Below are 25,016 nucleotides of genomic sequence, written 5' to 3'. Positions count from 1 at the left end.
ATAATCGAACAACAAAGCTGACTACTTCGCTCTGTCGATGGGGTCGTTAATCGTTACTTACGACAAACACATATTGAGGGTCTCTTATCGCGGCCTCTACCGCTGCCAATACAAAGTATTGGGCCACTAGACATTCATCGGTTAACCCAAGCTGGCACTACTCAAAGAGAATGGCTGTTTTACGCCAGTTAGTATCAGGCTCAGCTTGGGTGTAAGCAACTTTGTTGTTCGTATCGGTGCGCAACAATGGGATGGCTAATCAAAGCAAAGGGGCTTGAACGTCGAATGCACAGCAGGCTAGGTCTTAGTTTCTTGGCTATAGATATTATGGCTCTGCAACGTGCTAATAATCAGCACCAGTTAGACTTTCAGACTCATCCCATTGTGCGACTTATTCAGGCAAAAGCCTTTGTTCATCAAACACAGTTTTGTTTTTGAGCATGAAGTAGACGCAGCGACCAAGTTTGTGCGCTAGAACGGAGAGCGCTTTGGCTTTACTCATGCGTTTTTGTAAACGGTTTAGGTAACGGCGAGCTTTGTCATTACCACGAAGGTAGAGAACGGCCGCTTCTGAAAATGCCCACTTTAAGTGTGCGTTGCCAATTTTGTTCCCGCTAGTACCATAGGTTTTTCCTGCTGACTGAGCCTTGCATTTCACCAGCCGAGAGTATGAGGCAAACTGCTGTACGGTAGGGAAGCGTTCGATATGACCGACCTCATACAAAATGGTAAGTGCGAGGATCCGCCCCACGCCTGGTATCGTTCGCAGCAGTTGGTAGTCTTGCGGGTTATGTTGCTTTGCATTCATCTCAATGAAGTGTTCAAGACTGGACAGTTCTTTGGTAAAGAAGGCAATGATGTTGAGGTCTATGTCGATATTGCGATTGATAGATGTTTGCTCGAAGCGCTGTCTGACTTCTTCTCTGGCGTAGGGGTATCGCAGTTGAAGATTAGGTGATGGTTGATTGTATTGAGTGAACGTATTCGAAACATGCGCCTTAAGGTCAGCTCCGTGGCGGACAATCTTAGAACGACGCCGAAGCAAGTCTCGTGTCGCCCGCATCGCTTTAGGATAGACATAGGCAAGGGGAAAATTACCGCCCCTCAACAAGGCGGCAATTTTGTATGCGTCAATACGGTCATTTTTGGTTTTACCCCCATGAATCGCTTTCATGTAGAGTGCATGGCCAAGGACAAAATCGACGGCATAGTCCAAACAGAGGTCACTCACCCAGTACCAACAGTGCATACACTCAACGCCAACAACGATCTGATTTTGATAGGGTTGTAAGATATCGAGTAGCAGATCTGGGTTGGCATCAATTTTCTTGTGGAGTACTTTATTACCATCATTGTCGAGAATACAGACATAAAGAATGCGAGCATGAAGATCAATGCCACAGTAATAGTCGTGCTGTTGATTGTAAAATCTCATCGAGTCTTCTCCTGTTTGGTTTTGTCGCCTACCAGCATAGTTAGAGATAGCTATGTTGGGGGAGAGGGCTCAATGAGTATCAAATTGCTTAAGAGTGACGGCTAACTTTTGGCATTTTGGTTTGGTCACTACTTCAAAAACCATACTCACAATACGGTATTAACGATAAACTCTCACAGTTTTACGATTATTACAGCAAAGCAAATTTTGGCATGAACACATAACACATATGAGCCTAACTCCCGTCAATAGGCAATAGCTCTTTTTTGGCTGCGTCAGCAGCCAAGTTAGTCGAACAGCAAAGTAATCTACTTCGCTCTGTCATTTCGGTCGTTAATCGTTGCTTACGGCAAACACATATAGAGGGTCTCTTACTGCGGTCTCACCGCCGCCTACCAACTAGGTAGGGCCACTAGACATTCATCGGTTAACCCAGGAAGGCGCTATTCAAAGAAAATGGCTAGCTAATGCTTCCAGTTATTGTCAGGCTCAGCCCAGGTGTAAACAACTTTGCTGTTCGTTGTGGTGCGCAACAATGGGGAGGCTAATCAAAGCAATTGGGCTTGGACAACGCTTGGCACAGCAAGCCACTTTTAGAGTTGCAACTCATGGCATCAGGCGTGCAGCGTGCTCTTACTCAGCACCAGTTAGACGTTCAGCTCACCCCATTGTGCGACTTACTCGGGTAAAAAACGTTGTTCATCGAATACGGTTTTGTTCCTCAACATAAAATAGACGCAGCGTCCTAATTTGTGGGCCAGTGCCGATAGAGCCTTAGCTTTGCTCATGCGCTTTTGCAGTCGGTTGATGTAACGCCGAGCTTTGTCATTACCGCGTAGGTATAGAACGGCCGCTTCCGAGAACGCCCACTTCAGGTGCGCGTTGCCTATCTTGTTGCCGCTGGTGCCGTAGACTTTGCCCGCCGATTCTGCCTTGCATTTTACCAGACGTGAATAGGAGGCGAACTGCTGTACGGTTGGGAAGCGTCGGATGGTTCCGATTTCATACAAGATAGTCAGCGCAAGGATGCGGCCAATACCTGGGATGGTTTGCAGCAGCTGATAGTCTTGAGGGTTGTGCTGTTTGGCGTTTTGTTCGATGAAGTGCTCAACACTGGCGAGCTCCTTGGTATAGAAGGCGACGATATTGAGGTCGATATCGAGGTTGCGGTTAATCGCTGGCTCGGGAAATTCCCGATATCGGCTGCGAACTTCTTCTCTCGCATGGGGGTAGCGCAATTGCAGTCGATGCGAGGGCAGATTGTACTGGCTGAAGGTATTGGATACATGCGCTTTGAGATCAGCACCGTGGCGCATTATCTTGTTTCTTCGCCGCAGTAAGTCTCGAGAGGCACGCATGGTCTTGGGGTAGACATAGGCGATAGGAAAATTGCCGCCCCTGAGCAAAGCGGCAATTTTAAACGCATCAATCTTGTCGTTTTTGGCTTTCCCGCCGTGGATGGCTTTCATATACAGGGCATGGCCGAGGACAAAATCAAACGCGTAATCGAAACACATATCGCTCACCCAATACCAGCAGTGCATGCATTCGACCCCGACGACAATTTTATCCTGATAGGGCACGAGGAGGTCGAGGAGTTCATCCCGGTTAGCATTGATCTTTTGGTGAACGACTTTATTGCCGTGAGAGTCAAGAATACAGATATAAAGAATCCGCGCATGGAGATCGATGCCACAGTAATAGTCATGCTGTTGGTTATAAAATCTCATAGAGTCTTCTCCTTTTTTGGTTTTGTCGCCTTCCAGCATAGTCAGTGATGGCGATGCTGGAGGGAGAAGGCTCAATGAGTATCAAGGCGCTCAGGCTGACACTCAACGCATAGCGTTTTAGCTTTGGCAGCCACTTAGCAAGGGCGTTAAGGCGCAGGGCAAGCCCAGCGAAGGGAACTAGATGAGTGATAGAGTGGAAGTAGCCCTGAAATGGCTTAAAGGTGTCATGGATGCAGAGGGTGTTGAGTATCAAATTGTTGGTGGGCTAGCTGCAACTATTCATGGTGGAAGTCGTGAAATCGCTGATATAGACCTTTATATCCGCAACTCTGACGCAAACAAGGTCTTGGTTCGCGTATCGCAGTTTATATCTAAGCCATTAACTTACTACACGGAGTTCGGCTGGGATCTAGAGTATTTCCAACTCGTTTATCAAAATCAAAAAATTGAGATCGGTTTATCTCAAAACACGAAGATACAATCGGTTCTCGATGGTTCTTGGTATGAGCTTGAAATCAGTTTTTCAGAGTCAGTGATAAAAGACTACCGAGGCATCAAGTTGCCCGTTATCCCAGTTCATCGTTTGATTGAGTACAAGCGGATATTGGGCAGGGAAGTTGACACAATTGACATACAAGAACTAGCGACGAGTTCAGTGCCATAGCAAAGGCTTCAACCTGACTGTCAACCTATGGTATTTTGCTTAGGGTGGGCATTTGCAATTACGGTGGTCTGTTTGAGTGTGGTGCTGTTGGCAGTATGTTCAGTGGGCGTTAGGAATCGGGAGAGGGAAATTGCCGAGAGTATTTGTGTTTGGAACTTTGAAAGAAGGTTTTCCAAACTTCAGTGTTAACAACGGAGTGAGATACCGTTCGGAATTTTTCACTAAGAAGTCTTTTCCTTTGTATTTGGTCGGTGAACGATATTCTCCTTGGTTAGTTCTAAATGAGGGCTCGGGGTTCCCGGTTAAAGGTCAGGTCTTCGATGTATCAAATTCTCAACTCTCACTGATGGACAAGCTTGAGCGAGTAAATGAAGTCGATGGTTATCGAAGGGTAGTTATTGATGTGGTGTGTACAGATTCTGGAGATACCTATAGCGTTTACATGTACGGGAAACCTCTAGAGCAGTTAAAGGGTGCACAGATAAAGGCAGAGCTAGAGGGTGAATACACTTTGAAACATGCGAGACAATATCGCGCGCGGTATTCCTAATACAGCGTCTAAGAACGAGTCCATAACGTGTGCTGGTTTCTCTTCGCTTAAGCATGGCACACGTTATTCTGTAACCGTTCACCGGAGTAGCTTGACTCAAGTAGCAAGCTCAAAGACATCAGGGTATGGTTGGCGGTGCACAACAGCAGTGATAATCTGACTCAACACATCCATTGTTGATAGGCCGCGTTTCTTGCAGGTTTCGATAAGCGTATGGATCCGGCTTCGGAACTTGTCACCAGCATCAGAAGTGGTTCCATAGCTAATTTTACGCATGATCACGCAACCTCGAAGACGTCGCTCCGCCTCATTATTGGTCAGAGGGATCGTGAGATCCTTGAGGAAGACCCACAAGCTACTTTCATGCTTAAGTAAGTGAGCACACCTTCCTCGATATCGCTTAACCATCACATCTGTGCCTTTGTTGAGCCAACTATGTAACGATTTCCTCAAGCGCTGCATTCTGCGAAGGTAGACAAGTTCTGTGATGTGGCCTTCTTCTAAGTTGTGACGATTACGGAAGACCAAGTTGACAATAAAGCATAGGTGCTGACCAATAAAGGCCGTATGCCCACCACCACTGTAGTCGGCCATCTGCTGTAAGTTTCGTTTTACATGAGCCCAGCAGAGTTGGTGGTTTTCGCTAGGTAGCCAGTTGTAACTGGCATATTGATCAGAGACAACGATACCTGTGTATTTTTCTCCGAGCACAAGCTTGGCAGAGTGTATGGAGCGGGAGTATAAGATCTTCTGATAAACAAGATCATCACTGGCAACCAGCCAACACCATCTTAGACTCTGCTCATCATTACGGATGTGTGAGGTTTCATCGATATGAACTAACGGCGCTTTGTTCACTGCCAGTTTAATGGTTTGGTGCAGTGGTGTTAGCATTGAGGCCACTTTGGTTTGAGCTTCACTGATAGCACCAATCGAAAAGGTTGTTCCCAAATGCTCTTTGAGTAGAGATTGGATTTTACGGACACTGAGATGATACTGCCCCGCAAGCAAGGCGATGTAGCTTAATAAATTCGGACCCAAGATACCTTGTGGGGCATCATCTGGTTTCTTGGCTCGAACTTGGGTTTGACAGTGGGAGCAATGGCCAGAATAAAGTTGATATTCTATCCAAATACCACCCAGTTTAAGGCAGATCTTTTAGCATGTAAGGAAGCTTACATTAAGCTAACAAAAACTGATGGCACGAGTGAAATCAAACATTGGAATGCCTCTCGGTTTACTGAGGAATCCAGCGTTAACGGTAACCTTCGATCTGGTTTTCTTCGTGAATGGCGTAAAAAAGGTATTTGCAAGGCAGAGCTTTCCACATACGTTGAAGTATTAGCGTAACAAGCGCTTAAAGAGGGTTAACCTACACTAAGCGAGTACAGTAATAATAGTTAGGTCAAATGGTTACGGCATGTTAGCTTAGGTTCAGTGATCACGTAGCTTGGCCCTTAAACGGGCGTTAGGTTATTAGAGAAAGGACATTGTTAATGAGTGACTTTGAAGTAAGTAACAGCACTTTTCGATACAAGCGGGATGAGTATCCTTTGTCGAAAATAAGAGGTGCGAGAGTTAAATCAAACTCATTATTTGATCACGCTCTAAAATTACTTTTGATGGGTGCGATTGTCTCTAGCATTGTATGGGTTATTTGCCCGGAAGGGTTTGGGATGATAATGGCACCAATATCTTTTGGCCTCGGCGTGGTTGGTACCGCTTTTACAGTAAGTAAATATGAGCTTCAGGTGGAGTTCCAACATATAGATGAAACCGGTGTACAGTGGGTATCAGTAGCTGGATCCAGCAAACCCGAGTCAAAAGCAATATATGAGGAGCAGGTCAATGCTGTCAGGCGAGCAATCACCTAACAAACATCTTAATGTGACCCCGTAATGCGTACGGTTATCGTTTCGCTCAAGTATGGCACGCGCTACTCCGCACCTTAGTGCGGCGTTATATGCAAGTAACGGAGGTCAATTGAGTTATCCTATTTTGTACATATTTTCGGGTCTCCCAGCTTCAGGTAAATCGACTCTTGCTAAGCTATTAGCGGCTAAAGTGGGTGCTACGTATGTTCGCATTGATACAGTAGAGCAAGGGCTGCGAGATCTTTGCAACTTTAAAGTTGAAGGTGAAGGGTACCGGTTAAGCTACCGTATAATCAGAGACAACCTAGACTTGGTATCAGTTGTATCTCAGACTCTTGTAATCCTATCGAGCTTACACGACGTGAATGGCAGCAAGTTGCAGAAAGTGTGGGGGCTAAATTCATCAATATTGAAATTAGTTGCTCAGATAGCAGTGAACACGAACAACGAGTCATCAGTCGTAGAAGTGAAATAACAAACCTAGAATTACCGGATTGGAAGCAAGTGCAGAACCGTCATTACGAGGCTTGGATAGCCGATGTGATCAAATTGGACACGGCAGGCAAAAGTATTGAAAAGGCATTCGCAGAACTAACTGAAAAGCTAAGTGTGTGAAATTTGATACGCAACTTATTTAATACCTATTCGTAACGCGTGGCATTTTGACTATGCATTGCGTTTAGTGTTTAAGGTGGTATGCGGGAGCTTCGATATGGCGCTGCTGACACCTTAACGAAGCGTTAGTTTGCTTGTGGTTGGGCATAGATGAAGATGTAGGGGAGTCAGTGGTTATTTCATTCTAAGAGGCATTTACCGGCTCTATCGGTGATGAAAAGTCTATGTGCCAATATCAACATCACCACCATCAAGGACTATAGCGGATGCAAGGGATTGGAGCCGTTGGCTGCTTTAAAACTGCATAAACCTTCGCTGATTCACTCTCGATTTCCGCTGATGATTGAAACGGGGCCCACTTTTTACCTGATTCTGTCCAATAGTTCGAGTTGTCGATCAAATGAAAAGCTTTCTCTGGCACTTTTCTCTGTTTATGGTTTGTATATTTTCGTGCTTTTGCGGGATTCTTACAGGCGAAATTGATATGGGCATCTTAGTAAGATTGAAGCACAACATGATTGAGCTATTAAAACCTATCAAGAAATGGTCTTCACAAAAAGTCAGTTTTAAATTCTGTGTATGTAATTATTTGTGGAAGTAATGCCATATTTTTGGCTGGCATTAGTTTGGTTGATTATCAGTTAATGCCCGATTTCAGATAATAAGTGCGACATTCATGGGAAGGTGTAGAAGAGGAAGCCAACTGCTGAAAGTGGTACGCTCTTCTCGCCAAAGAAACAAGCAGTACTACCATGAATTATCAGCAGTTGACCGAGGGCAGAAGATACCAGATTTCTGCTCTTTTGGAACGGGGAATTTCAGTTTCTGAAATCGCTAAAACAGTTCAATGCCATCGCTCGACGGTTTATCGAGAGCTAAAAAGAGGCCGTAAGAGCAATCATTACTGTCCAAGCACGGCACAGATGGTGTCCATCACCAGACGGAGAGCTGCACTAAAATACCGAATTCCAAAGGAACGTGTTGACTTTATTCGTCTTCTTCTAGAGGCAGATTGGAGTCCAGAGCAGATATCCAACGTCTTAACGAAAGCCGGCGCAGCAGTCAGCCATGAGTGGATTTATCGTTTTGTTGCTAGCGACAAGCGCTCAGGCGGTAAATTATATCGCCACTTGAGGCAAGGCCATAAGCGGTATCGTCGCGGTAAAAAAGAGAAAGCTCCTGCGATTAAGAATGCCGTTTCAATTGATGACAGACCAAGCATTGTTGACAGCAGAGAGCGGTTTGGTGACTGGGAAATTGACACTGTTCTAGGTAAGCATGGTACAGGCGCAATGGTAACTATTTTAGAGCGTAAGACCCGGTTTTACTTGGTAAAGAAAGTACCATCTAAGTCAGCCGATGACGTTACCCAGGCGACAATAGAGCTACTCATGCCTTACAAGGAGCATGTGCATACCATCACCGCGGACAACGGGCGAGAGTTTGCAGGTCATGAAACTATCGCAAAAGAGTTGGAGGCAGATGTGTACTTTGCTCATCCCTATAGCTCTTGGGAGCGAGGTGCTAATGAGAATGCGAACGGCCTTTTGAGGCAATATGTGAAGAAAGGAACCGATCTATCGACGGTGACGGACATTGATATGGAGTTTGCTTTATCGCGGATAAATTATCGACCAAGAAAGTGTTTAGGCTTCAAACAGCCAGCCATTGTATTTACCAAAATGGCTTTAGCTGCTTGATATTGGAGAGTGTCGCACTTCGCAGTTGAATTCGGGTGCATGGAAAAAGCTCGTTGTTATCACAAAACATAATATTAACAATAAGTTTGTTGGTTATAACTTTGCTGCTTTGTGTATCTTGTTGTTTTTTAGGATAAAAAGGATTTTTTGATATGAAGTTGAGGTATCTCTCTCTGCTCCTGCCGTTCGTGCTAGCCGCGTGTGGTTCAGAAAGTGAGCCATCATCAGGAGAGCAAACACCGGATGAGATTAATACGGTTTCAATTCAGTCACTACCAACCGAAATAGTGGTTGGTGATAGCTTTGCTATTCGAGCAACGGCCAAATGGGATAGTGGCAAAACAGAAGATGTGACTGGCGCATCCTCATGGTCAGTTTCTCCTAGCGATGCTGCACAGGTAAGCAATAGCCAATTTACAGCAATGAATTATACCGATGCTGGTGTCCTTTCGGTTTCTTATAAAGGCTTTACCGATAAATTAAACTTTAAGATTGATTTACCTGAACCGATCGTTGAAGGGATTAAGATTTCCGGATTAGCTGGCAGCATGAACATCGGTGAAAGTTTTACATTGTCTGCTATCGCCGAATATGACAATGGGGAGCAAATTGACATCACAGAGCAGGCGTCTTGGTCCAGTTCAAATAGTACGATTGTTTCTTTAAGTGGTTCGACTGTAACCGCACAGGCGTCTGGGGATGTCACCATTACGGTTGATCACGATGACATGCAGGCGACGATCGATGTCATTGTACTTGGCAGTGTCGTTCCTCCTGAAGTCTTAGGTTTAGTATTGAATCGACCTAGTAAGGAGTTAGATATTGGCGAAGAGATGCAAATACTCGCTTTGCTCAACTACAACGACGGCACGGAGATTGATGTAACAGAGGCCGCTACATGGGAGGCTAATAATGTCCAAATTGCAGCCGTTGACCAGGGTTTGGTCAAGGGGTTATCTGCCGGTGATGTGGTGATCACAGCCGGTTACTCTGGTTATTCTTCTTCTACAAGCTTAACGGTTAATGATGGCTTAGCGTCAATCTCTGAGTTACAACTTCGAGGTCTACCCTCTCGCTTCCGAGTTGGTGATTCAGCGGCACTAGAAGTCTGGGCGATATACAGTGACTCTGAGATAGTGAATGTTACAGATGAAGCTGAAATAGCGACAAGTGATTCTGAGCTTATTGAGCTAAGCGGCAATCTAGCCCTTGGTTTAGCCGAAGGTGTAGCGGATCTCACGCTAACATTTGATGAAAATAGTGCCGAGGTTGAAGTTGAAGTATTACCCGCAGACCCACAGGGTATTACACCAGATATCAGTGACAACACCTTGCTCTTAACCGAAGCGGATATTTTGACTCAGGGACTAAAGATCCGTTTTTCTGATGACTCAGAGTATGACTATATGGGAGAGATCTCGTTTGTCGCATTCAATGATTATAATCATAATGGTATTCCAACTAGTAAACCGGTGGACGATAGCGGCTATCTAATGCTTGAGTCTTGGGAGGACGATGAGCAAGGTGTAGAGCAGTCAAGGGTACTACGCAGCGGTCAGTTTTATATTCGTTACTCAGGATTATCCGATGACTTAATGAAACAGCTTGATGAACTGAATATAGATTATGTAAATGATCGCGAGGCCTACATGGATATCGCGGTTGAAGTTGTGGATAACCCGAACCTTTATCAGTGGAATAGGGTGGAATACTCTTACCCTGAAGATAGCTATTTCTCTGAGTTCTTTATCCAAGATGAAAAGGTTTACTTCATTTGGGATATGAGTCGTGGTAATACAACTAAAGGCCTTGCTTTAAGCGTTTATGATGGACAGAGCATGTCTGAACCTCAGATGCTCATTCCCCATGTCGAGCTTGAGCAGCCCACTAGTATGATCAATGGCGGCGGGAATGGTTACTTTACCGCGACAGTGAAGTGGCCATCAACGAAAGAAGTGGCCTCGTTCATTTTTGATCTTACGGATTTGGAATCACCACACGAAATCGACTTTTCGGGTATTGAGAAATACAGTCAACTTCCAACGCAGCATACACAGGGTGCATCGGCGTTCGACTCAGAGGGCAACTTGATTTTGGTTCAGCGTGATGGCTCATCGCTACACCGTTTTCACAAGTATTTTCCTCACACTAAAACGTGGGAAGTTGATGCACTGGTATTGAGTTCCACTCGAATTGGCCAACAGTTAAAGCATAACAATCATCTATTGATGATTGATTCGTATCGCGGCAACCCACTTACTTTTAAATATATAGACTTAGATACGCTCGAGGTCGCTCGTAGTGACCAACTGCAGCTGCCACAAAGTGCAAGCAACGAATATTGTGGTTACTCTTCTGAGTATGGTGCGTTGTTGGCATTGAGTTTGACTGATGAGCTTGAGGAATACTCTGTCTACTGTAAGGGGGCCAATCCGAATGACAACAACGGCGGCCGTTTACTTTGGGAGAATCCAACCGCATATCCGCATATTTACTCACCTGAAAGAGGGGCACAAGTCTCTCTAGATAACCGAGAGCCCTTTATCGCTCAGGTAGGGGAGGCAAGGTTCGCATCATTAGGTGTGGTGAAAAATCCAGATACATCAACTAGCGTGCATATTGACCATGTCTACCAACAAGCCTTTGAAACGGAGGCTCTTAAGCCGGCAGAGAAAGGACACAAGATTAGGTATGAGCATGTTGGTGCTACGACAGCACGGAACAAGGTTGTAGATACTTCACCTTACGCTTTGGCAAACCCTAACGTTGAGGGTGAAAGCGTGTTTATTTATCGAGACATGGTGTCTGTCTGGAGTCAAAGCAACGAGCTATGGCAGACTGATGAAGGTATGTTTGGTACCCACTACCTACAAAAAAACATGACACCTGGACGAAGCTATGCAGCGGTAATTGATGGCACTTGGCATATCTTTATCGATGGTGGTACGTCCGAGCGATTGATAAGAATGTACACCTTCCAAATGCGTAACCCTGAGGAAGCGTTATATCACGACTAGGGCGTTGCAAATTTTGATGAACCTGACACGGGAACATCTGCAAACGACCTGATATAGCAGGGCGGGAGCATACTTTGATGGATTTATAACCCAAAGAAGACTCTTGCCCTGTAATCATCGTTCCAACCCGCTTTCTTTAGCTTCACCTTTTGGCTCGGCGCACCACAGTCACATTGCTTGAGCATGTTCATCACAAAACGTCTAAACAACGCGATATTTTCGACGGCACCATCCAAAGTGATACGAGAGCTATCTTCTTTAAAAACAACATCTAAAACATAGTGTTGGCTGTTCTCGATCCGCCAATGCTGACGAATATAGTGGCCCAGAAGTTTGTGGTTCGGCGACAGAGAACTAATGTAGTAAGAGGTATCTATAGTGCCTTTGCCGTTGATCACACGATGGCGCTCCACTGCTATGATGCTTCTTACTGTCGGCCATTTTTCCGCCAAGTCATCGGGCAATTTAGCCTTTAGCTGAAACACGTATCTCTCTTCGCTACGACCATGCTTTTTTTCTTTGATTTCGGTAACTATTTTCTCTTTGCCAGCATCGAAAACCGCTTGGAACTGCTCCACAACAGCTGCTCTAAGCTTAGGCTGATTATTCTTCACTTGGACAACAACATGCGCTTGTTTTTCTTTGATTTTTTCTAGTGTTTCACGCTGGCAATGCAGTGCGTCAATCGTGACAACGCTACCCTTTACATCAATAACATCAAGCATTTGACGAACAATGCTTATCTCGCCATTTTTAGTCTCAGTCGGCTTTTGGCTTAGAACGAGACCACGCTCAGTGTCGTAAGCCGTTACCAACTGCAATGCAGTTTTCCTGTCGTTACGATAGGAGCCCCGCAGAACCTTGCCATCAAATGCGATTATGGGCTTGTTCTGAGTAGTTCGTTGTTCGTTTATCCAAAGAGCTAAGGCCTCAAGCAACGACTCCGCAACAACGGTACGCAAGATGCGAGCTATCGTATGTCTGCGAGGGATACCATGCTCGAATGACCTATATTTTCTTAACCAGTCGAGTTTTTCTTCTCCATAAAATTCAATGTCTTGCCATCCTTCACACCCTGAAGCGATTGCGCTGATCACAAGAAACATTACATCAATGAGATTGTGCTTTTGGTTAATGTCCGAGCGAGTATCTTCTACAACAGATAAGTATTCAATAAGGTTCAAAATGATTGTGTTATTAAGGGTTTGGTACTATTAGATCACATTAGTTAACAAAGTGCGATCCCGCCCTGCCTGATATAGACTAGTGCCACTCGCGTGAGAACGAGTGGCATTCTTGTCTCTGAAGAGTGACCCATCTATATCACCAGGTAACCCTGCGTACTTTTACTGTGAACTCCGATATGGGCGTTATTAAAACCCAGTAGCAGAGGGTTTGTCTTTTGAGCCTATTTTTTTGTCAACGTCTTCATGTGCTTCTACTAATGCAGCGCAAAGTTGAAATTTATTCGTTAAAGAATCATCGTGAACTCCATCTCGAAGGGTTTCTACAATTTCGCTTAGCTCAAGTAAAGTTTGCCTCAGTTCCTCTTCTTTATATTCATTAAAATAATGTGCTCTTTCGTTACTTGTATTAATGGTAATCTGTATGGCATCTGTTAGATGCTTGTCATTGTATGTTGGAACCTCAAGGTTGGTGTAGTTGTATAAGTTGTAGTAGAGGTTGATGGTATCAATGACCCTGTTATTTTTGTAAATAAGATGCAACGCTGTCTTTGATGCGGGGTGCTTGGAACTTTTGATTTTCTTATCATCTACAATGGTTTTGTTGGACGGAAATTTAAAGTCTTTGCATGTATTCCAAACATCGTCTAGTTTGGCGTAACGTTGTTCGAAGTGGTAGGTTTTGTCCTTAGTTGTTTTCCCGCCTTTAGCGAGAGGAGTTAGCGAATGACGAGATAATTCAAACTTCTCTTCGTTGCTGATACCTAACTTAGCGTACTCAATTGGAGCATCCATCGTAGAGCCAATATTAGCTTGTCGGAATACTGGCTTGTTGTTTTGGGTGTATAGTGCGTCAAAGCCATGGTGAGTATCTCCTGAGATGTAAATTTTGGAACTGGTTTTGATAAGAGTGTTCGTAATGAAATCCCTTGAGTTCTTATCCAAATCTTCAAGAGGGTGGTGTCCAATAATTATGTCAATCTTCTCGTCTTTGTCTTCCAGCTCTTTTTCCCATCTAGATATGACAACTTGTTGTTCTTTAACAATTTCGGCGTTATCGGCTGCGCCAAACCCGTTCATCTTAAATACACCGTTATTGTAAACAGCGGAGTTATTTTCTGAGTAAGCGGCGGTGTCTATGAGTAATATGTTAATTGGTCGACCGTTGGCTTCAGTCCTGACAAGCTGGACGATAAACGATCGCCATGCCTGCTTAACCATAAGTGAGTCATTTGTACCATAAACATTACCATTGAGCTCTGGATTGTCTTTGGCACTTGTCCAGCACACCTTGCTTAGTTTTTGACTTGATAATCCTGAGTTATCGTCCAGGCAGATAAGTGAAAGTTCGTCGCTATAGTAGGCAGGTGGTGTGGAGTTTGCGTTGTTGGCGTGTAATGTTTTTAGGCCCTTAGCCTCAGCGTACGTTTGAACGAAGCTAAATTTGTCGAGAATCTCATTGTATCTTTCTTTTCCGGTTATCGTTTTCATTTCGGTTACCGGGGTACATAGGTCTTTCCAGCCCCTTCGTTCGTTAAGGATTCCGGAAATGGAGGGGTTCTTGCGGTTGTTGGGGGAGGATATTCCGAGATAAAAACCATCATGATTGCCGGGGGCTAGGTACCATTCTTTATTTTTATCATGATTCATAATCTTGTTAAATTGTTCGAACTCCCATCTGCAACTATTATTCACTGCGTCCCCACCATGAAGGATGAGTCCGCTGTTGTCTTGGTTGATGATGTGTTGAACAATGTTGAGGGAGAACTCCTCTTGTGAAACTCTTCTATGGGCGGATTTGAGACCTTTTCGGGCTAGTTTTGATTGCTCAAGGATCGGTTCAGAGAGTATTAAGGCTTTTTGGTTGTCTGTCAGGAAGGTTGCAAACTCGTAGTCAATTAGATTGTTGATTTCTTTGTTCGTCTTGACGTAATAGTCATCAAGCTTTGGGTTACTTGCGCACCCGGTACAAACTAGTATCACAAAGGTTAGTGGTAAAGCTTTCATTTAGCGTCTCCATTTTTGCAGAGCAAACACAAATAAGTTGGGTTCAAAAATTTGCCTTAGTCGAACCCGATCACCGATGGTGACACCTGAATCTCCCGCTGGCTAACTAGGGAACTGTAAGCAGGTTCCATAGTTAGCCGTCGAACCAATTTCATAGTTTATGATGTGCTGAAGACCAGATGTGGTTAACGTCAAGCCTACGGTGGATATCGCTCTAACTTGCTGATCGTTTTGCGTCTGCATCCTGAGTTTTTCACTAATACAGTGAACGTTACCGGGCCAAAAATACCGTCAACCTCGACATCCAAGCGTTCTTGTATTACCTTTAGTCTTTCTGTGTTGTTTCTCAACATGCTCTTTCCCTTGAGTCACCGAAAAAACAGATCTAACCCATAAACACTAATTCACTATAATCGACCTTGTTGATATAGGGATCACATATTCTGTTGTTTATTCAGGGTCAGATCGTGAACGTTTTATAATCAAAATAACGATCGATTTGACGATCACATCTACCTGTGATCATATACTCCCTTTTTAGGGAGCATACGATGCACATTGACCACTTCAAAGAACATTTCCAAACGATGACCGACCAACGCCAAGGAGCAAAGGTAACTTACTGCTTGTTTGAAGTTCTTTTTGGCTCGCTATGTGCCGTGATTGCCGGTGCAAAGGGCTGGTTTGATATTCGTGAGTACATTCTCGGACACCACGATTGGTTTAAACGCAATGACCTCTTTTTGAATGGTATTCCTGCCGATGACACGATTGCCCGCATAATATCTACGATAGAGCCCGAGCAATTCCATAAGTGCTTTGTTAGCTGGATATCGTCGATACATACACTCACCGACGGCCAAGTCGTTGCGATAGATGGCAAAACGCTTCGCGGCTCCTACAATCGCGAAGACAGAGCAAGCACTATTCACATGATCAGCGCCTATGCCTCATCAAATAAGCTCGTATTGGGACAGCTAAAAACCGAGCAAAAAAGCAATGAAATAACGGCAATCCCAGAGCTGATAAAGATGCTCGATATCAAGGGGGCTCTCGTCACCATTGATGCAATGGCCTGTCAAACCAAGATAGCCAAAGTCATTGTAGAACAAGGAGGCGACTACTTGCTTGCAGTGAAGTGTAACCAAGGAAAACTTCGACAAGCGATAGAAAAAGCGTTCTCCACTGAGCGAGCAACTGTGGCAGAAGACATTGTGCTTGAAGACGGGCATGGGCGTATAGAGTCTCGCCAATGCTATGTATTTGACAGTGCCAAACTTGAAGGTAACTTCTCTCGTTGGAAAGGCTTGAAGAGCATTGTTATGGTTGAAAACTTCCGCTTTGAGAAAGGAAAAGCAATAGGCCTAGAGTATCGTTACTACATCAGCTCCAAAGAGCTTAGCGCCGAGCAAGCAGCGACAGCAGTCAGAGAACATTGGGGTATAGAGTCAATGCATTGGGTGCTTGATGTGAGTATGAATGAAGACGCGTGTCAGATATACAAAGAGAACGGCGCAGAGAATCTGTCTTGCTTACGCCATATGAGCTTGAATATGCTCCGTGCAGAGCCAACCAAGTTGAGCATTGTTGGGAAACAAAAGCGATGCATGATGAATACAGCCATGCTAGAGGCGGTATTAAGTGCTGGTTTTAATCTGGCGGTGAAAAACTAGACACTCATGCGGTCGCCCTGGTTGTTTATTTATATTGGCCGTGGCTAACTTGATACAGAATAGTTGAGTAAGCCCGATGCTTCTTTATTAGAGGGTGTTGCACTTCACAGTTGAATTCGGGGGTTAAGCAAAAACAGAAAAATAGCTCTGTCCAGTAGCTATTTGGGTGGTATAAGGGGCAGTCTGTACGACTCTTTCTTATCGGTTGATGAAAATAATCAACCGAACTGAAAAGGGCGCTGATTCGAATTCAGCACCCATTGGCGATACACACATCAAAGTCTAAATACAAGGACAGATTTTGATGACGTGTGCAGCGGTCACTCGTAGTGATGGCAATCTAACCTTGTTTAGCTGCAACAACCTCAATTTCAACCAACCAGCCTGGGTTGGCTAAGCTGTGGATGTTAAATGCAGAGCGGCTGGGTAGATTAGGCTGCGCTTCAGTGCCAAAAAACTGAGTATATCCCCGCATAAAACCGGCAAAGTCCGATTTTTGAGTGTCTTTTTCGGGAACGAGATAGACCTGCATCTTGACGACATCTGCCATTTCAAGACCGAGGGAGTGGAGCTTACGCTCAATGCTCGTGAGCACGCCTACAGTCTGTTGCTCCATATCCCCAAAGTATTCAATCGTGCCCTTGTCAAAACTGGTATCAAAAGCCGGTGGAACCGTGCCACTAAGAAAGACGATATCAGTGCCTGCTTTTAGGGTGACAGCTTTAGCAATTGGGAACGTACTTCCTTCGTTAAGGTGCCTCTCAACACCGCTTGCTTGAGCATGAAGACTTAACGATAGTGCTGATGCGAAAAGAACGGATTTCATAGTTGCTTTCATTATTTACACTTCCTTTGTGAATTATTCGTTATTCTTGGCGCGCGAGTGCGGTATGAGTTGCCCCGTGCTTTCTAATTGTTGCGACTTGCTCTGTACTGACCGGCTCTCCTTGTGGGCCCCAAGCTGATTTGATGTAGCTAATCACGTCGACAAAATCTTGGTCGCTTAACTCATTTTTAAAGGTAGGCATTCCTCCGCGACCATCCATTATGGTTGCGATCAGTTGATCATTTTCCAGCGCGACGAATTGACTATCTTTGAGGTTAGGAAAGGCTCCGGGTATGCCCATTCCATTCCCCATATGACAAGCTGAACACTTATGTTGATAAAGTGTTTCGCCATTTTGAGCGCTTGTGCTAAAGCTAAATAGGCCAATGACGGCGACTAATAGTACTTTCATATTCAATCACTCCTTTTATGCCGCGGCTTGGTTAATTTGGTCGATTTTTTCAATCTGTTCCCATGCCGATTCAATGGCCCCCGCCATCCAACCAGTCAGGTAGCTCATATGTTCTCCTGCCAAAAAGACATTTCCTTCTGGTTCACACAGTGTTGGGTAATATTTTTCTCGTCCTTCTGAGCTCCAACTTGCCCAGCCTCCGAGATTGTATTTAGTAAGATGCCAGCTGATACTTGCAGCCTTCTCAGCGTGCTGTTCATAGGCCTTACCGTGAATTTTTGCCCCTTCTTTTACAGCATGAGCAAAACGCTTTTCTGGTGACATGGCACTAAACTGAGCGGCATCGCCGTTGTAATTGTAGGCGCTAAGGAGCACGCCTTTTTGGCCAAACATGTCATGACTAGGATAGGTAATACCTCCAATTCGCGGTGAACCGACATTGTTTAGACAGTGGCCACCATAGATCTCGTCGTCCTCTTCCCAAAAGCGTCGTGAGGTTTGAATGCCAAGCTTACAGGTAGGGGTGTAGGCGACCGCTTGGATCGCTTGCTTGAATTCTGGAGAGAAATCAGTGTCGATTTGCTTTAAGACGGAAAGGGGAATAGTACATACACAGTAGTCTGCTTCAAGGTTAACGACAGAGCCTGTCTTGGTATTTTTGTAGTCAACATTGACCTTCCCGTTAGATTGACGAAGTTTGGTAATCTCAGCGTTATAGGTGATCAGTTCCTTGGTGTTTTCCTCAAAGGCTTGAGCAATTTTGTCCATTCCGCCAATGGGCTGGAACACGGTCTTAGGCTGAGAGTAGCTACTCACCGATTTGGAGACTTTCCAAAGATTTGAGTGGAGCAGAGAATCTAATTTATGAGGTTTAGAATATTCACCTGAATGTAAGAGGGCAGCAGGGTCAGTATGATAGCCACGACCACTATAACCTTTATAGGAGAGGTCTTTTTTATCAAGCTGTCCTTCACTGACTAGGTATTCCAAAAATAGATGGCGATCTTCGGCTGATAATGGCAGATCAAGAGAGTCACTATTGACTGCCTTAGCCATCAATTCGCCCGTGTAACCGCGCATGTCGGCAAGGATTTCTCGCATTCTTACTCTACTTGCGCTCAATACACCTTGACCATCCTCGAAATAAACCCAACTGTTTTCGTTATAGTTAATATAGGTTTCAAGTGGTACATTGAATTTTTTTGTGTAATACAGAGTAGATTTGTGATGAGAAGGGATACGCATTGGACCAAGGTTTAGGTATTGCCCTGATTCAAAGTCGCATACCTGCCGATGACCACCTAACTCTTCGATAACGGTCCCTTTGCGGGCGGTTTGACATCGTCCTCCTGCAAAATCTCGGGCTTCTAACACCTTAACGTTGTAGCCTTTATTTTTGAGTTCATAGGCTGCGGTCAGTCCGGCAACCCCGGCGCCAAGCACTAACACCGATTTTCCATTGCCTCCTCCCTTTAGGGTTGGGGGTACATCGGAGGCTGAAGCATGCCGAATATTAAATGCACCTAATGCTGCAAAGGCTGCACCAGTACCACCTAATAACGCCATTTTATGGATAAAATCACGACGAGAAAATTGATTATTATTGCTCATGCTGACTTCCTTAGTTGTTTTAAGATATAATTTTTATAAGCACATTTCTGCAAGTGAAATGCCAAAAGAATATTTTTGGTGGTTAATTTCTTCTGGGGCTATAGTTGACAATGGATACACGGCAATAGTGAAGGAGAGAGATAGTTGACTTTCTATGTGTCTATACGAATAAATAAGACGTATCTGCACCAGAATTTACAAATTGCGTTGTCTTAATGCACTAAGATAGAACATGGGTTTACTATCTGTGTGAGTTTAAATAACACTTATTTATTGAGGGGGTTATTTGGCTGATAAAATAGTAATTATGACTTGTTATTGAGTGCTAAGTTATTAACTGAAGGTGATACTGTGCGATGGCTTTGTTGCTTAAATCGATGGAACTTAAATCAAAAAGCTATGAACTGACTATATCAGTTAATCATTGTAACCCTATGCCTAAACCTCATTACAAAACGACTAACTGTAAGCAGTACAACAAAGTCTTAAACAACCTTTTTTTTCTGAACTTTTGGATTCATGAGAAAGCGATAGCTGAATATAAGCAATTCAAACAAGGTAGGCGCGGTAGAGCGCTTTGATTCCGTGACTTTGCCATTACAACCGCACTGATGGTAAAGCGTATTTTCTCTATGTCATTGAGAGCGCTGCAAGGTTTTATAGACTACGTATTTATACTCGCTAACATCCCGCTCGTTTGTCAGTACTACATTGGTATAAGCCGTCGAACTAAGGGCGTTAAAGCTTCATTTAAACCCAAAACTAGAGGTGCAAAACAACATTGTACTCACGGGAAGCACAGGGTTTAGTGTAAGCTGCATACTGCAGTCTACAAGTACTCACGAAATAGTTGCAGCAGAGCTGAGTTTATCTAACGCAGCCGATGCTGGAGTGCTCCCGAATTTGCTAAAGTTCGAACAAGAAGTGAAAAAAACGGTATGGCTATCACAAGCGCTCATTATTGGAGACAGCAATGCATCGAGTGAAAATGCATCGAGTGAAATAGTTGCTGGGTGAGAAACTTAGCGCCCAAAATTACAACGCTCAGGCTGGTAAGACCTATGTGATGATTACAGCATTCGAGTTTACTTTTGTTGGTAGATAGATTCAGTTTGGGGCTGTGAAGCGCATCAGTACAGTGTGGAGGCAAGGAAGCTGCTACTTGCCACATTTGACCGATGTTGTGGTAAGGTGTTCTAATCTATAGTGTTGTTTTAAATTGATAAAATAATACTTTGTGAAATGGTGCCAAAGTTTGATGAGGCCAGGTGCTGCATAATAAGCATTGTGCGACCTAAAGGAAATTGGGGTTTATGGATAAATTTGCAATGCTTCAAGAGCTTGGTGCGGGTGATTTTCAGCACCTTAACGGTACATTAGAAGCGCGGCTAAAAGGCACAGAAAAAGTTCTGATGGACTGGGGTAGTAGCGAGCTACTTGAGCCGTTTCAAGGCATGGACAGTTACTTAAGTCCAGAGGCTAGAAAAACGTACAAATCAGCATTGACGAATTTCGCATAGCAAATCGTTAGGGTAACTAAAATGGATATATCAATTGAATTAATCTCCCTAGATGATGCGGATGTACTTCTAGATTTTGAATCGGTTAATCGTTCTTGGTTTGAGCAGCATGTTTCACCTCGCGATGAGTCATTTTATACTTCACAGGGTGTGAGAAGTCAGATTTCAGAGTTTCTATCACTGTATGCTAGAGGTGAAATGTATCCAATGCTTATTCGTAGCAACTCGCAAGAAGTTTGCGGTAGGATCAATGTTCATCGAATTGATTCAAATGTATATACAGGTGAGCTAGGCTATCGCATAGGTCAACAATTTACTTCGAAAGGTATTGCATCACAGGCGGTCGGAAAGTTGATCGACTATTTAGTTTCAGAAACGCAGTTAAGCTCTTTGAGAGCAATAGTACTTTGCAGTAACGAAGGCTCACAAAAAGTACTTGAGCGAAATGGCTTCAGTAAAGTGAAAGGCATTACAAACTACGCGGAACGAAATGGTGAACTTAAAGATGCCATAGAGTATGAGCTATCGTTATCCCAGCAAATTGCTCAAGTTGATAGCTAACGCTCGGTATTTTTGGTTTAGTTGAGCTTCGTGATTACGGTGGTTTTGTTTAAGTTCTGTGGCTATTAGCGGCAACTTGGCAAGGCGTTATATAGTTGGAGTGTTCAATGCAACTAAAATATAAAATTACTGATCCCAAATGCGAAGATTTTTTAGCTTTGGTACGAGAGCTAAATGTCACACTAGATGCGATTACGGCGGACACTGGAGAAGGTTCGTTTGCGCGTGATGAGTTCTGTCCAAGAACCGATGGATGTATAGTCGTTTATGCTCAAGATAAAGCGATAGCTTGTGGAATATTCAGAAAACATCAAGACGATTCATGTGAGCTAAAGCGTATGTTTTCTAAAGTAAAAGGAGCGGGCAGTTACCTAGTTTCACAGCTTGAATCATATGCTCTCCAAAAAGGTTATAAGCGAGCAGTATTATCGACGCGAAGAGTAAATGAATTAGCAATCAACTTTTATACACGCCAAGGTTACAGTGAGATAAAGGCATATGGAAAGTACGTGCATACAGATAGATCGATCTGTTTAGGTAAGGCATTAACCCTATAATAAAGCGATAGGCTTTGAGAGTAGTTTCATGAACCCAGCAGATATTGGAAAAGCATATGATCAGATTACTCACCTTTGGGAGAGTAGTGATTTTAATATGAGCAATGGTATTGAACAGCACGAAAAAGCCATTGCATTTGCAAAAAATCGTGGAAAAGCCTTAGATATTGGTTGCGGCTGTACTGGGCGCTTTATTAGGCTACTGCGGTCGGCTGGTTTTACTCCGTCTGGAGTTGACATTTCGAGCAAAATGTTGAAAGTAGCTCGCGAGAACCATCCGGATATTGAGTTTATTCAGGCTGATATTTGTAAGCATACCTTATCGGAACGTTACGATTTTATAACCGCGTGGGACAGTATTTGGCATGTTCCGCTATCAGAACAACGTAATGTCCTTAGCAAGATTGTGAATAGCTTAAATGTGGGTGGGGTATTTATATTCTCTTTTGGTGGGACTTCAGAGGCTGGTAGTCACACAGATGACTTTATGGGGCCAGAAGTTTACTATTCATCTCTTGGCACTAACGGTTTTTTGGCGTTGCTGATAGAGTTGGGTTGTATAGTTCGGCACTTGGAGTTCGATCAGTACCCAGAGCTACACACTTACATGGTGGTAGAAAAAGCCTGACAAAGCATTATTGCTTGGAGCTTATCCAGAAAGAGTTGACGGCTTTTGGGTGAGTAGTCGTGACGGTACTCGAACGCTTGCTTGTACAGGGTAACAGCGCGTTCATCGACTGCAATAGAAGCTCGAAATGTCATATAACGCAATTGCTCCCTTACATCAGACCAATCAATGAGCACAACAGGGCAGGGGCTAGCGCGAGTAATCAGCTCTACGTGCCATTTATAGATTGCGTCTTTCACCGTGGTATCTGCATCAAGTGCTCAACCAAGCATCGTCAGTGTCAGCTTAGCACCGTCGATAACAGTATTTGTTGCAAGTATCAGAGAGTTAAGCCGTTTTTGTGAATTCTGGGGCGCTGTCGTTGGAGTGTTTACTGTAGAATCTGAACATCGCGCTTCTACTCATTGTTTTGTAAGGGAATGATGAGGTGATTCGTAAGAATGCGGCGCTATGTGCTAGAAAGGAAATCGAAATGTTTGCAGTTATTTTTAAAGCTAAGGTTGGTGATCAGGACGCCCAATATATTGAAATGGTGGGTATTTTGCGTGACTTGGCGTTCGAGAGATACAATTGTCAAGACTTCATTGCGGTCACTGAAGGGGAGCAGGAAATCGCTATTTCTTATTGGAACAACGAACAAGACATCCGTAATTGGTACACTGATGGCAAGCATGAGGTCGCGCAAAAACTCGGTCGAGAAAAGTGGTATCAATCTTATGTGGTGGAAATAACGGAAGTTAAACGTAGCTACAGTTTTGGTTAAACAGTAAACTGAAAGTTCGCACATAACAGGTGCTGAAATGGACGCATGAACCCTCGCATTTTTGGTATGAAGCTCAGCGTATTTTGCTGATTCGGTGGGAGGTGCAGTCTACTTAGCTTTATACGTAATTAATCAAGAAGGATCTATCAATGAAATTAGCACAATTGAATATAGCATTGGCTAAGTATCCCTTAGATGCGCCAGAAATAAGTGAGTTTGTAGGCAATTTAGATTCGATAAACGGTATTGCAGAAAAAAGTGAAGGCTTTGTGTGGCGCCTGAAAGATGATTCAGGTGATGCAACAAATATTAAGATATCGGAAGACCCAAATATGATAGTGAATATGTCAGTCTGGGAAAGTATTGATGCGCTGAAAAACTTCATGTTTCGTACGCACCATAGGGATTTTATGCGTAGAAAAAGTGAATGGTTTCATCGATTAGCAGAAGACACGTATGTTTTGTGGTGGATTCAAGATGAGCATATTCCCACAATTCAAGAAGCTCTAGATCGCCTGCAGCATTTGCGTGAAAATGGAGATACACCATATGCATTTACCTTTAAAACGAATTTTACAGAAGCAGACCTAGCAGTTGAATAAGCGAGGCGTCTGCAGCTATCGGAGAACAGATGGAAATATCAGCAGCAAAAGTGAGTGATTTAGAAGAATTGGCTCAGCTCTATCAGCAACTTATTCCAAATGATTTTTCGATTTCCAAAATGGAAGAGGTTCTCGTTCGGCAACAGAGCAACCCAGGTCATTTTATTTCGATTGCAAGAGTTGACGGTAAAGTTGTTGGCTCTTTACTGTCAGTCACTTGTGAGATGCTGTTTGGCCAGTGTAAGTCCTTTATGGTAATCGAGGACGTCGTAGTGGATGAGTCGATGAAGCGTAAAGGAATCGGCTCTGCGTTGATGATTGATGCTGAGAAACGAGCGCAGGCAAGTGACTGCTCGTATATTATGCTCATCACTGATGTCGAACGCTTAGGCTCGCAGAGTTTCTACAAATCACTGGGTTATCAAACAGACGAGTACTGTGCGTTTAAGAAATCTCTAAACCCGAGCAGCTAACAAGCATGAATTGCAACGCTTGGTGCTTTCACTTCGAGTTGAGTTAGCTCTTTACAGGGCAGTGTGTAATTTCAGTGTTTGCGCTGCACACAGGTTAATCGGGCGTTATAACGTATTAAAATTCATCGTCTACAAGGAGGTATATTGAATGGAAGAATACTGGAATCCAATGGTGCCCGAACTATCGGTATCAAACTTCTCCGATACGCTCAGGTTTTATTGTGAGGTGCTTGGTTTTCAATTGAGGAATCAAAGAACGTCACCAGATTTCGCGTACCTAGAACTAGAGAAAGTTCACATCATGATTGAACAAATCCACGAGCAAGGTTGGTCGACTGGAACTCTCGAGGCTCCTTTAGGAAGAGGTGTTAATTTTCAAATTGAATTGTCTGATATCGCATCTGTATTAGAGCGCTTGAATTCCGCGAATGTCTCCCTGTTTCGAGAACCGAAAGAAACTTGGTACGACGTCGGCGAGACTCTATCGGGGCAACGTGAGTTTCTAGTCCAAGACCCGGACGGCTATTTACTTAGATTTAGTCAGTACTTAGGTGAGAAAAGTAAGGTGTAAATCTGCGTTATATCAAAGCATTTAAGAGCGACTCCGTAACGTG

Annotated in this window: 23 protein-coding genes and 3 pseudogenes; 17 read left to right on the top strand and 9 right to left on the bottom strand. The window is 43.9% G+C overall.

What is annotated here, in order from left to right; genetic code table 11:
- Positions 1-391: 391 nt before the first annotated feature.
- Positions 392-1,435, bottom strand: a complete 1,044-nt coding sequence (locus ACZ5R2_RS10690) for an IS110 family RNA-guided transposase (protein ID WP_464902239.1) — start codon at positions 1,433-1,435, stop codon at positions 392-394.
- 108 nt (positions 1,436-1,543) lie between these two features.
- On the opposite strand from ACZ5R2_RS10690, the gene ACZ5R2_RS10685 reads away from it, so the two are divergent.
- A complete protein-coding gene (locus tag ACZ5R2_RS10685; RefSeq protein WP_464902238.1) occupies positions 1,544-1,651 on the top strand; it encodes a DUF3781 domain-containing protein in 108 nt (35 codons plus the stop codon).
- A 461-nt stretch (positions 1,652-2,112) separates the two neighbouring features.
- On the opposite strand, the gene ACZ5R2_RS10680 is transcribed toward ACZ5R2_RS10685, so the two are convergent.
- A complete protein-coding gene (locus ACZ5R2_RS10680; protein WP_464902237.1) occupies positions 2,113-3,165 on the bottom strand; it encodes an IS110 family RNA-guided transposase in 1,053 nt (350 codons plus the stop codon).
- Positions 3,166-3,346: 181 nt separating this feature from the next.
- Between ACZ5R2_RS10680 and ACZ5R2_RS10675 the strand changes: the two genes are divergently transcribed.
- Entirely contained in the window at positions 3,347-3,829 is a 483-nt protein-coding gene (locus ACZ5R2_RS10675) for a MazG-related protein (RefSeq protein ID WP_464902236.1), read from the top strand.
- 130 nt (positions 3,830-3,959) lie between these two features.
- Positions 3,960-4,379, top strand: coding sequence for a gamma-glutamylcyclotransferase family protein (locus ACZ5R2_RS10670; RefSeq protein ID WP_464919411.1), 420 nt, complete (start codon positions 3,960-3,962; stop codon positions 4,377-4,379).
- 96 nt (positions 4,380-4,475) lie between these two features.
- Here ACZ5R2_RS10670 and tnpC read toward each other — a convergent pair.
- Positions 4,476-5,504 (bottom strand): annotated as a pseudogene (gene tnpC / locus ACZ5R2_RS10665) (IS66 family transposase); the annotation flags it as partial.
- A gap of 371 nt (positions 5,505-5,875) precedes the next feature.
- Here tnpC and ACZ5R2_RS10660 point away from each other — a divergent pair.
- The 4 genes and pseudogenes from ACZ5R2_RS10660 (at position 5,876) to ACZ5R2_RS10645 (ending at position 11,585) form a co-directional block, all read left to right on the top strand.
- Entirely contained in the window at positions 5,876-6,253 is a 378-nt protein-coding gene (locus ACZ5R2_RS10660) for a hypothetical protein (protein ID WP_464902233.1), read from the top strand.
- Positions 6,254-6,362: 109 nt separating this feature from the next.
- Positions 6,363-6,868 (top strand): annotated as a pseudogene (locus ACZ5R2_RS10655) (P-loop nucleotide/nucleoside kinase family protein).
- Positions 6,869-7,620: 752 nt separating this feature from the next.
- On the top strand, positions 7,621-8,568 hold the full coding sequence (locus tag ACZ5R2_RS10650) for an IS30 family transposase (protein WP_464902232.1): 948 nt from the start codon (positions 7,621-7,623) through the stop codon (positions 8,566-8,568).
- A 152-nt stretch (positions 8,569-8,720) separates the two neighbouring features.
- The gene (locus ACZ5R2_RS10645; RefSeq protein ID WP_464902231.1) at positions 8,721-11,585 is read left to right on the top strand and encodes a hypothetical protein; all 2,865 of its coding nucleotides are present in this window, start codon (positions 8,721-8,723) and stop codon (positions 11,583-11,585) included.
- 83 nt (positions 11,586-11,668) lie between these two features.
- Here ACZ5R2_RS10645 and ACZ5R2_RS10640 read toward each other — a convergent pair whose 3' ends face one another.
- Together ACZ5R2_RS10640 and ACZ5R2_RS10635 are read right to left on the bottom strand one after the other, a co-directional pair.
- On the bottom strand, positions 11,669-12,769 hold the full coding sequence (locus ACZ5R2_RS10640) for an ISAs1 family transposase (protein WP_464902230.1): 1,101 nt from the start codon (positions 12,767-12,769) through the stop codon (positions 11,669-11,671).
- Positions 12,770-12,958: 189 nt separating this feature from the next.
- Positions 12,959-14,776, bottom strand: a complete 1,818-nt coding sequence (locus tag ACZ5R2_RS10635; RefSeq protein WP_464902229.1) for a metallophosphoesterase — start codon at positions 14,774-14,776, stop codon at positions 12,959-12,961.
- Between the two features lie 551 nt (positions 14,777-15,327).
- Here ACZ5R2_RS10635 and ACZ5R2_RS10630 point away from each other — a divergent pair.
- The gene (locus ACZ5R2_RS10630; RefSeq protein ID WP_464902228.1) at positions 15,328-16,449 is read left to right on the top strand and encodes an ISAs1 family transposase; all 1,122 of its coding nucleotides are present in this window, start codon (positions 15,328-15,330) and stop codon (positions 16,447-16,449) included.
- A 340-nt stretch (positions 16,450-16,789) separates the two neighbouring features.
- Here ACZ5R2_RS10630 and ACZ5R2_RS10625 read toward each other — a convergent pair whose 3' ends face one another.
- Genes ACZ5R2_RS10625 through ACZ5R2_RS10615 form a run of 3 tightly spaced genes read right to left on the bottom strand, consistent with a single transcriptional unit; the run spans position 16,790 to position 19,298 of the window.
- Positions 16,790-17,287, bottom strand: coding sequence for a RidA family protein (locus ACZ5R2_RS10625; protein WP_464902227.1), 498 nt, complete (start codon positions 17,285-17,287; stop codon positions 16,790-16,792).
- 28 nt (positions 17,288-17,315) lie between these two features.
- On the bottom strand, positions 17,316-17,687 hold the full coding sequence (locus tag ACZ5R2_RS10620; protein ID WP_464902226.1) for a c-type cytochrome: 372 nt from the start codon (positions 17,685-17,687) through the stop codon (positions 17,316-17,318).
- A gap of 15 nt (positions 17,688-17,702) precedes the next feature.
- Entirely contained in the window at positions 17,703-19,298 is a 1,596-nt protein-coding gene (locus ACZ5R2_RS10615) for a flavin monoamine oxidase family protein (protein ID WP_464902225.1), read from the bottom strand.
- Positions 19,299-19,732: 434 nt separating this feature from the next.
- Between ACZ5R2_RS10615 and ACZ5R2_RS10610 the strand changes: the two are divergent.
- From ACZ5R2_RS10610 to ACZ5R2_RS10590, 5 genes and pseudogenes are all read left to right on the top strand, one after another.
- A pseudogene (locus tag ACZ5R2_RS10610) lies at positions 19,733-20,403 on the top strand (transposase).
- Positions 20,404-20,611: 208 nt separating this feature from the next.
- Positions 20,612-20,818, top strand: a complete 207-nt coding sequence (locus ACZ5R2_RS10605; protein ID WP_464902224.1) for a hypothetical protein — start codon at positions 20,612-20,614, stop codon at positions 20,816-20,818.
- Between the two features lie 21 nt (positions 20,819-20,839).
- Positions 20,840-21,379, top strand: coding sequence for a GNAT family N-acetyltransferase (locus tag ACZ5R2_RS10600; RefSeq protein ID WP_464902223.1), 540 nt, complete (start codon positions 20,840-20,842; stop codon positions 21,377-21,379).
- A gap of 107 nt (positions 21,380-21,486) precedes the next feature.
- Complete coding sequence (locus ACZ5R2_RS10595; protein ID WP_464902222.1) at positions 21,487-21,936, top strand: GNAT family N-acetyltransferase; 450 nt, start codon at positions 21,487-21,489, stop codon at positions 21,934-21,936.
- A 28-nt stretch (positions 21,937-21,964) separates the two neighbouring features.
- Entirely contained in the window at positions 21,965-22,564 is a 600-nt protein-coding gene (locus ACZ5R2_RS10590) for a class I SAM-dependent DNA methyltransferase (RefSeq protein ID WP_464902221.1), read from the top strand.
- Here ACZ5R2_RS10590 and ACZ5R2_RS10585 read toward each other — a convergent pair.
- Positions 22,540-22,698, bottom strand: a complete 159-nt coding sequence (locus ACZ5R2_RS10585) for a hypothetical protein (protein ID WP_464902220.1) — start codon at positions 22,696-22,698, stop codon at positions 22,540-22,542. The two genes, ACZ5R2_RS10590 and ACZ5R2_RS10585, sit on opposite strands and share 25 nt — an antisense overlap.
- Positions 22,699-23,036: 338 nt before the next feature.
- Between ACZ5R2_RS10585 and ACZ5R2_RS10580 the strand changes: the two genes are divergently transcribed.
- The 4 genes from ACZ5R2_RS10580 (at position 23,037) to ACZ5R2_RS10565 (ending at position 24,973) form a co-directional block, all read left to right on the top strand.
- Entirely contained in the window at positions 23,037-23,327 is a 291-nt protein-coding gene (locus ACZ5R2_RS10580; RefSeq protein WP_464902219.1) for an antibiotic biosynthesis monooxygenase family protein, read from the top strand.
- A gap of 149 nt (positions 23,328-23,476) precedes the next feature.
- Complete coding sequence (locus tag ACZ5R2_RS10575; RefSeq protein WP_464902218.1) at positions 23,477-23,929, top strand: DUF3291 domain-containing protein; 453 nt, start codon at positions 23,477-23,479, stop codon at positions 23,927-23,929.
- 29 nt (positions 23,930-23,958) lie between these two features.
- The gene (locus tag ACZ5R2_RS10570) at positions 23,959-24,402 is read left to right on the top strand and encodes a GNAT family N-acetyltransferase (protein WP_464902217.1); all 444 of its coding nucleotides are present in this window, start codon (positions 23,959-23,961) and stop codon (positions 24,400-24,402) included.
- A 148-nt stretch (positions 24,403-24,550) separates the two neighbouring features.
- The gene (locus ACZ5R2_RS10565) at positions 24,551-24,973 is read left to right on the top strand and encodes a bleomycin resistance protein (protein WP_464902216.1); all 423 of its coding nucleotides are present in this window, start codon (positions 24,551-24,553) and stop codon (positions 24,971-24,973) included.
- The last annotated feature ends 43 nt before the right edge of the window (positions 24,974-25,016 follow it).

The sequence above is a fragment of the Vibrio sabulosilitoris genome (genome assembly GCF_055391395.1).
Note: the sequence above shows the minus strand (reverse complement) of the source record. Positions and strands in the feature narration are given on the sequence as shown.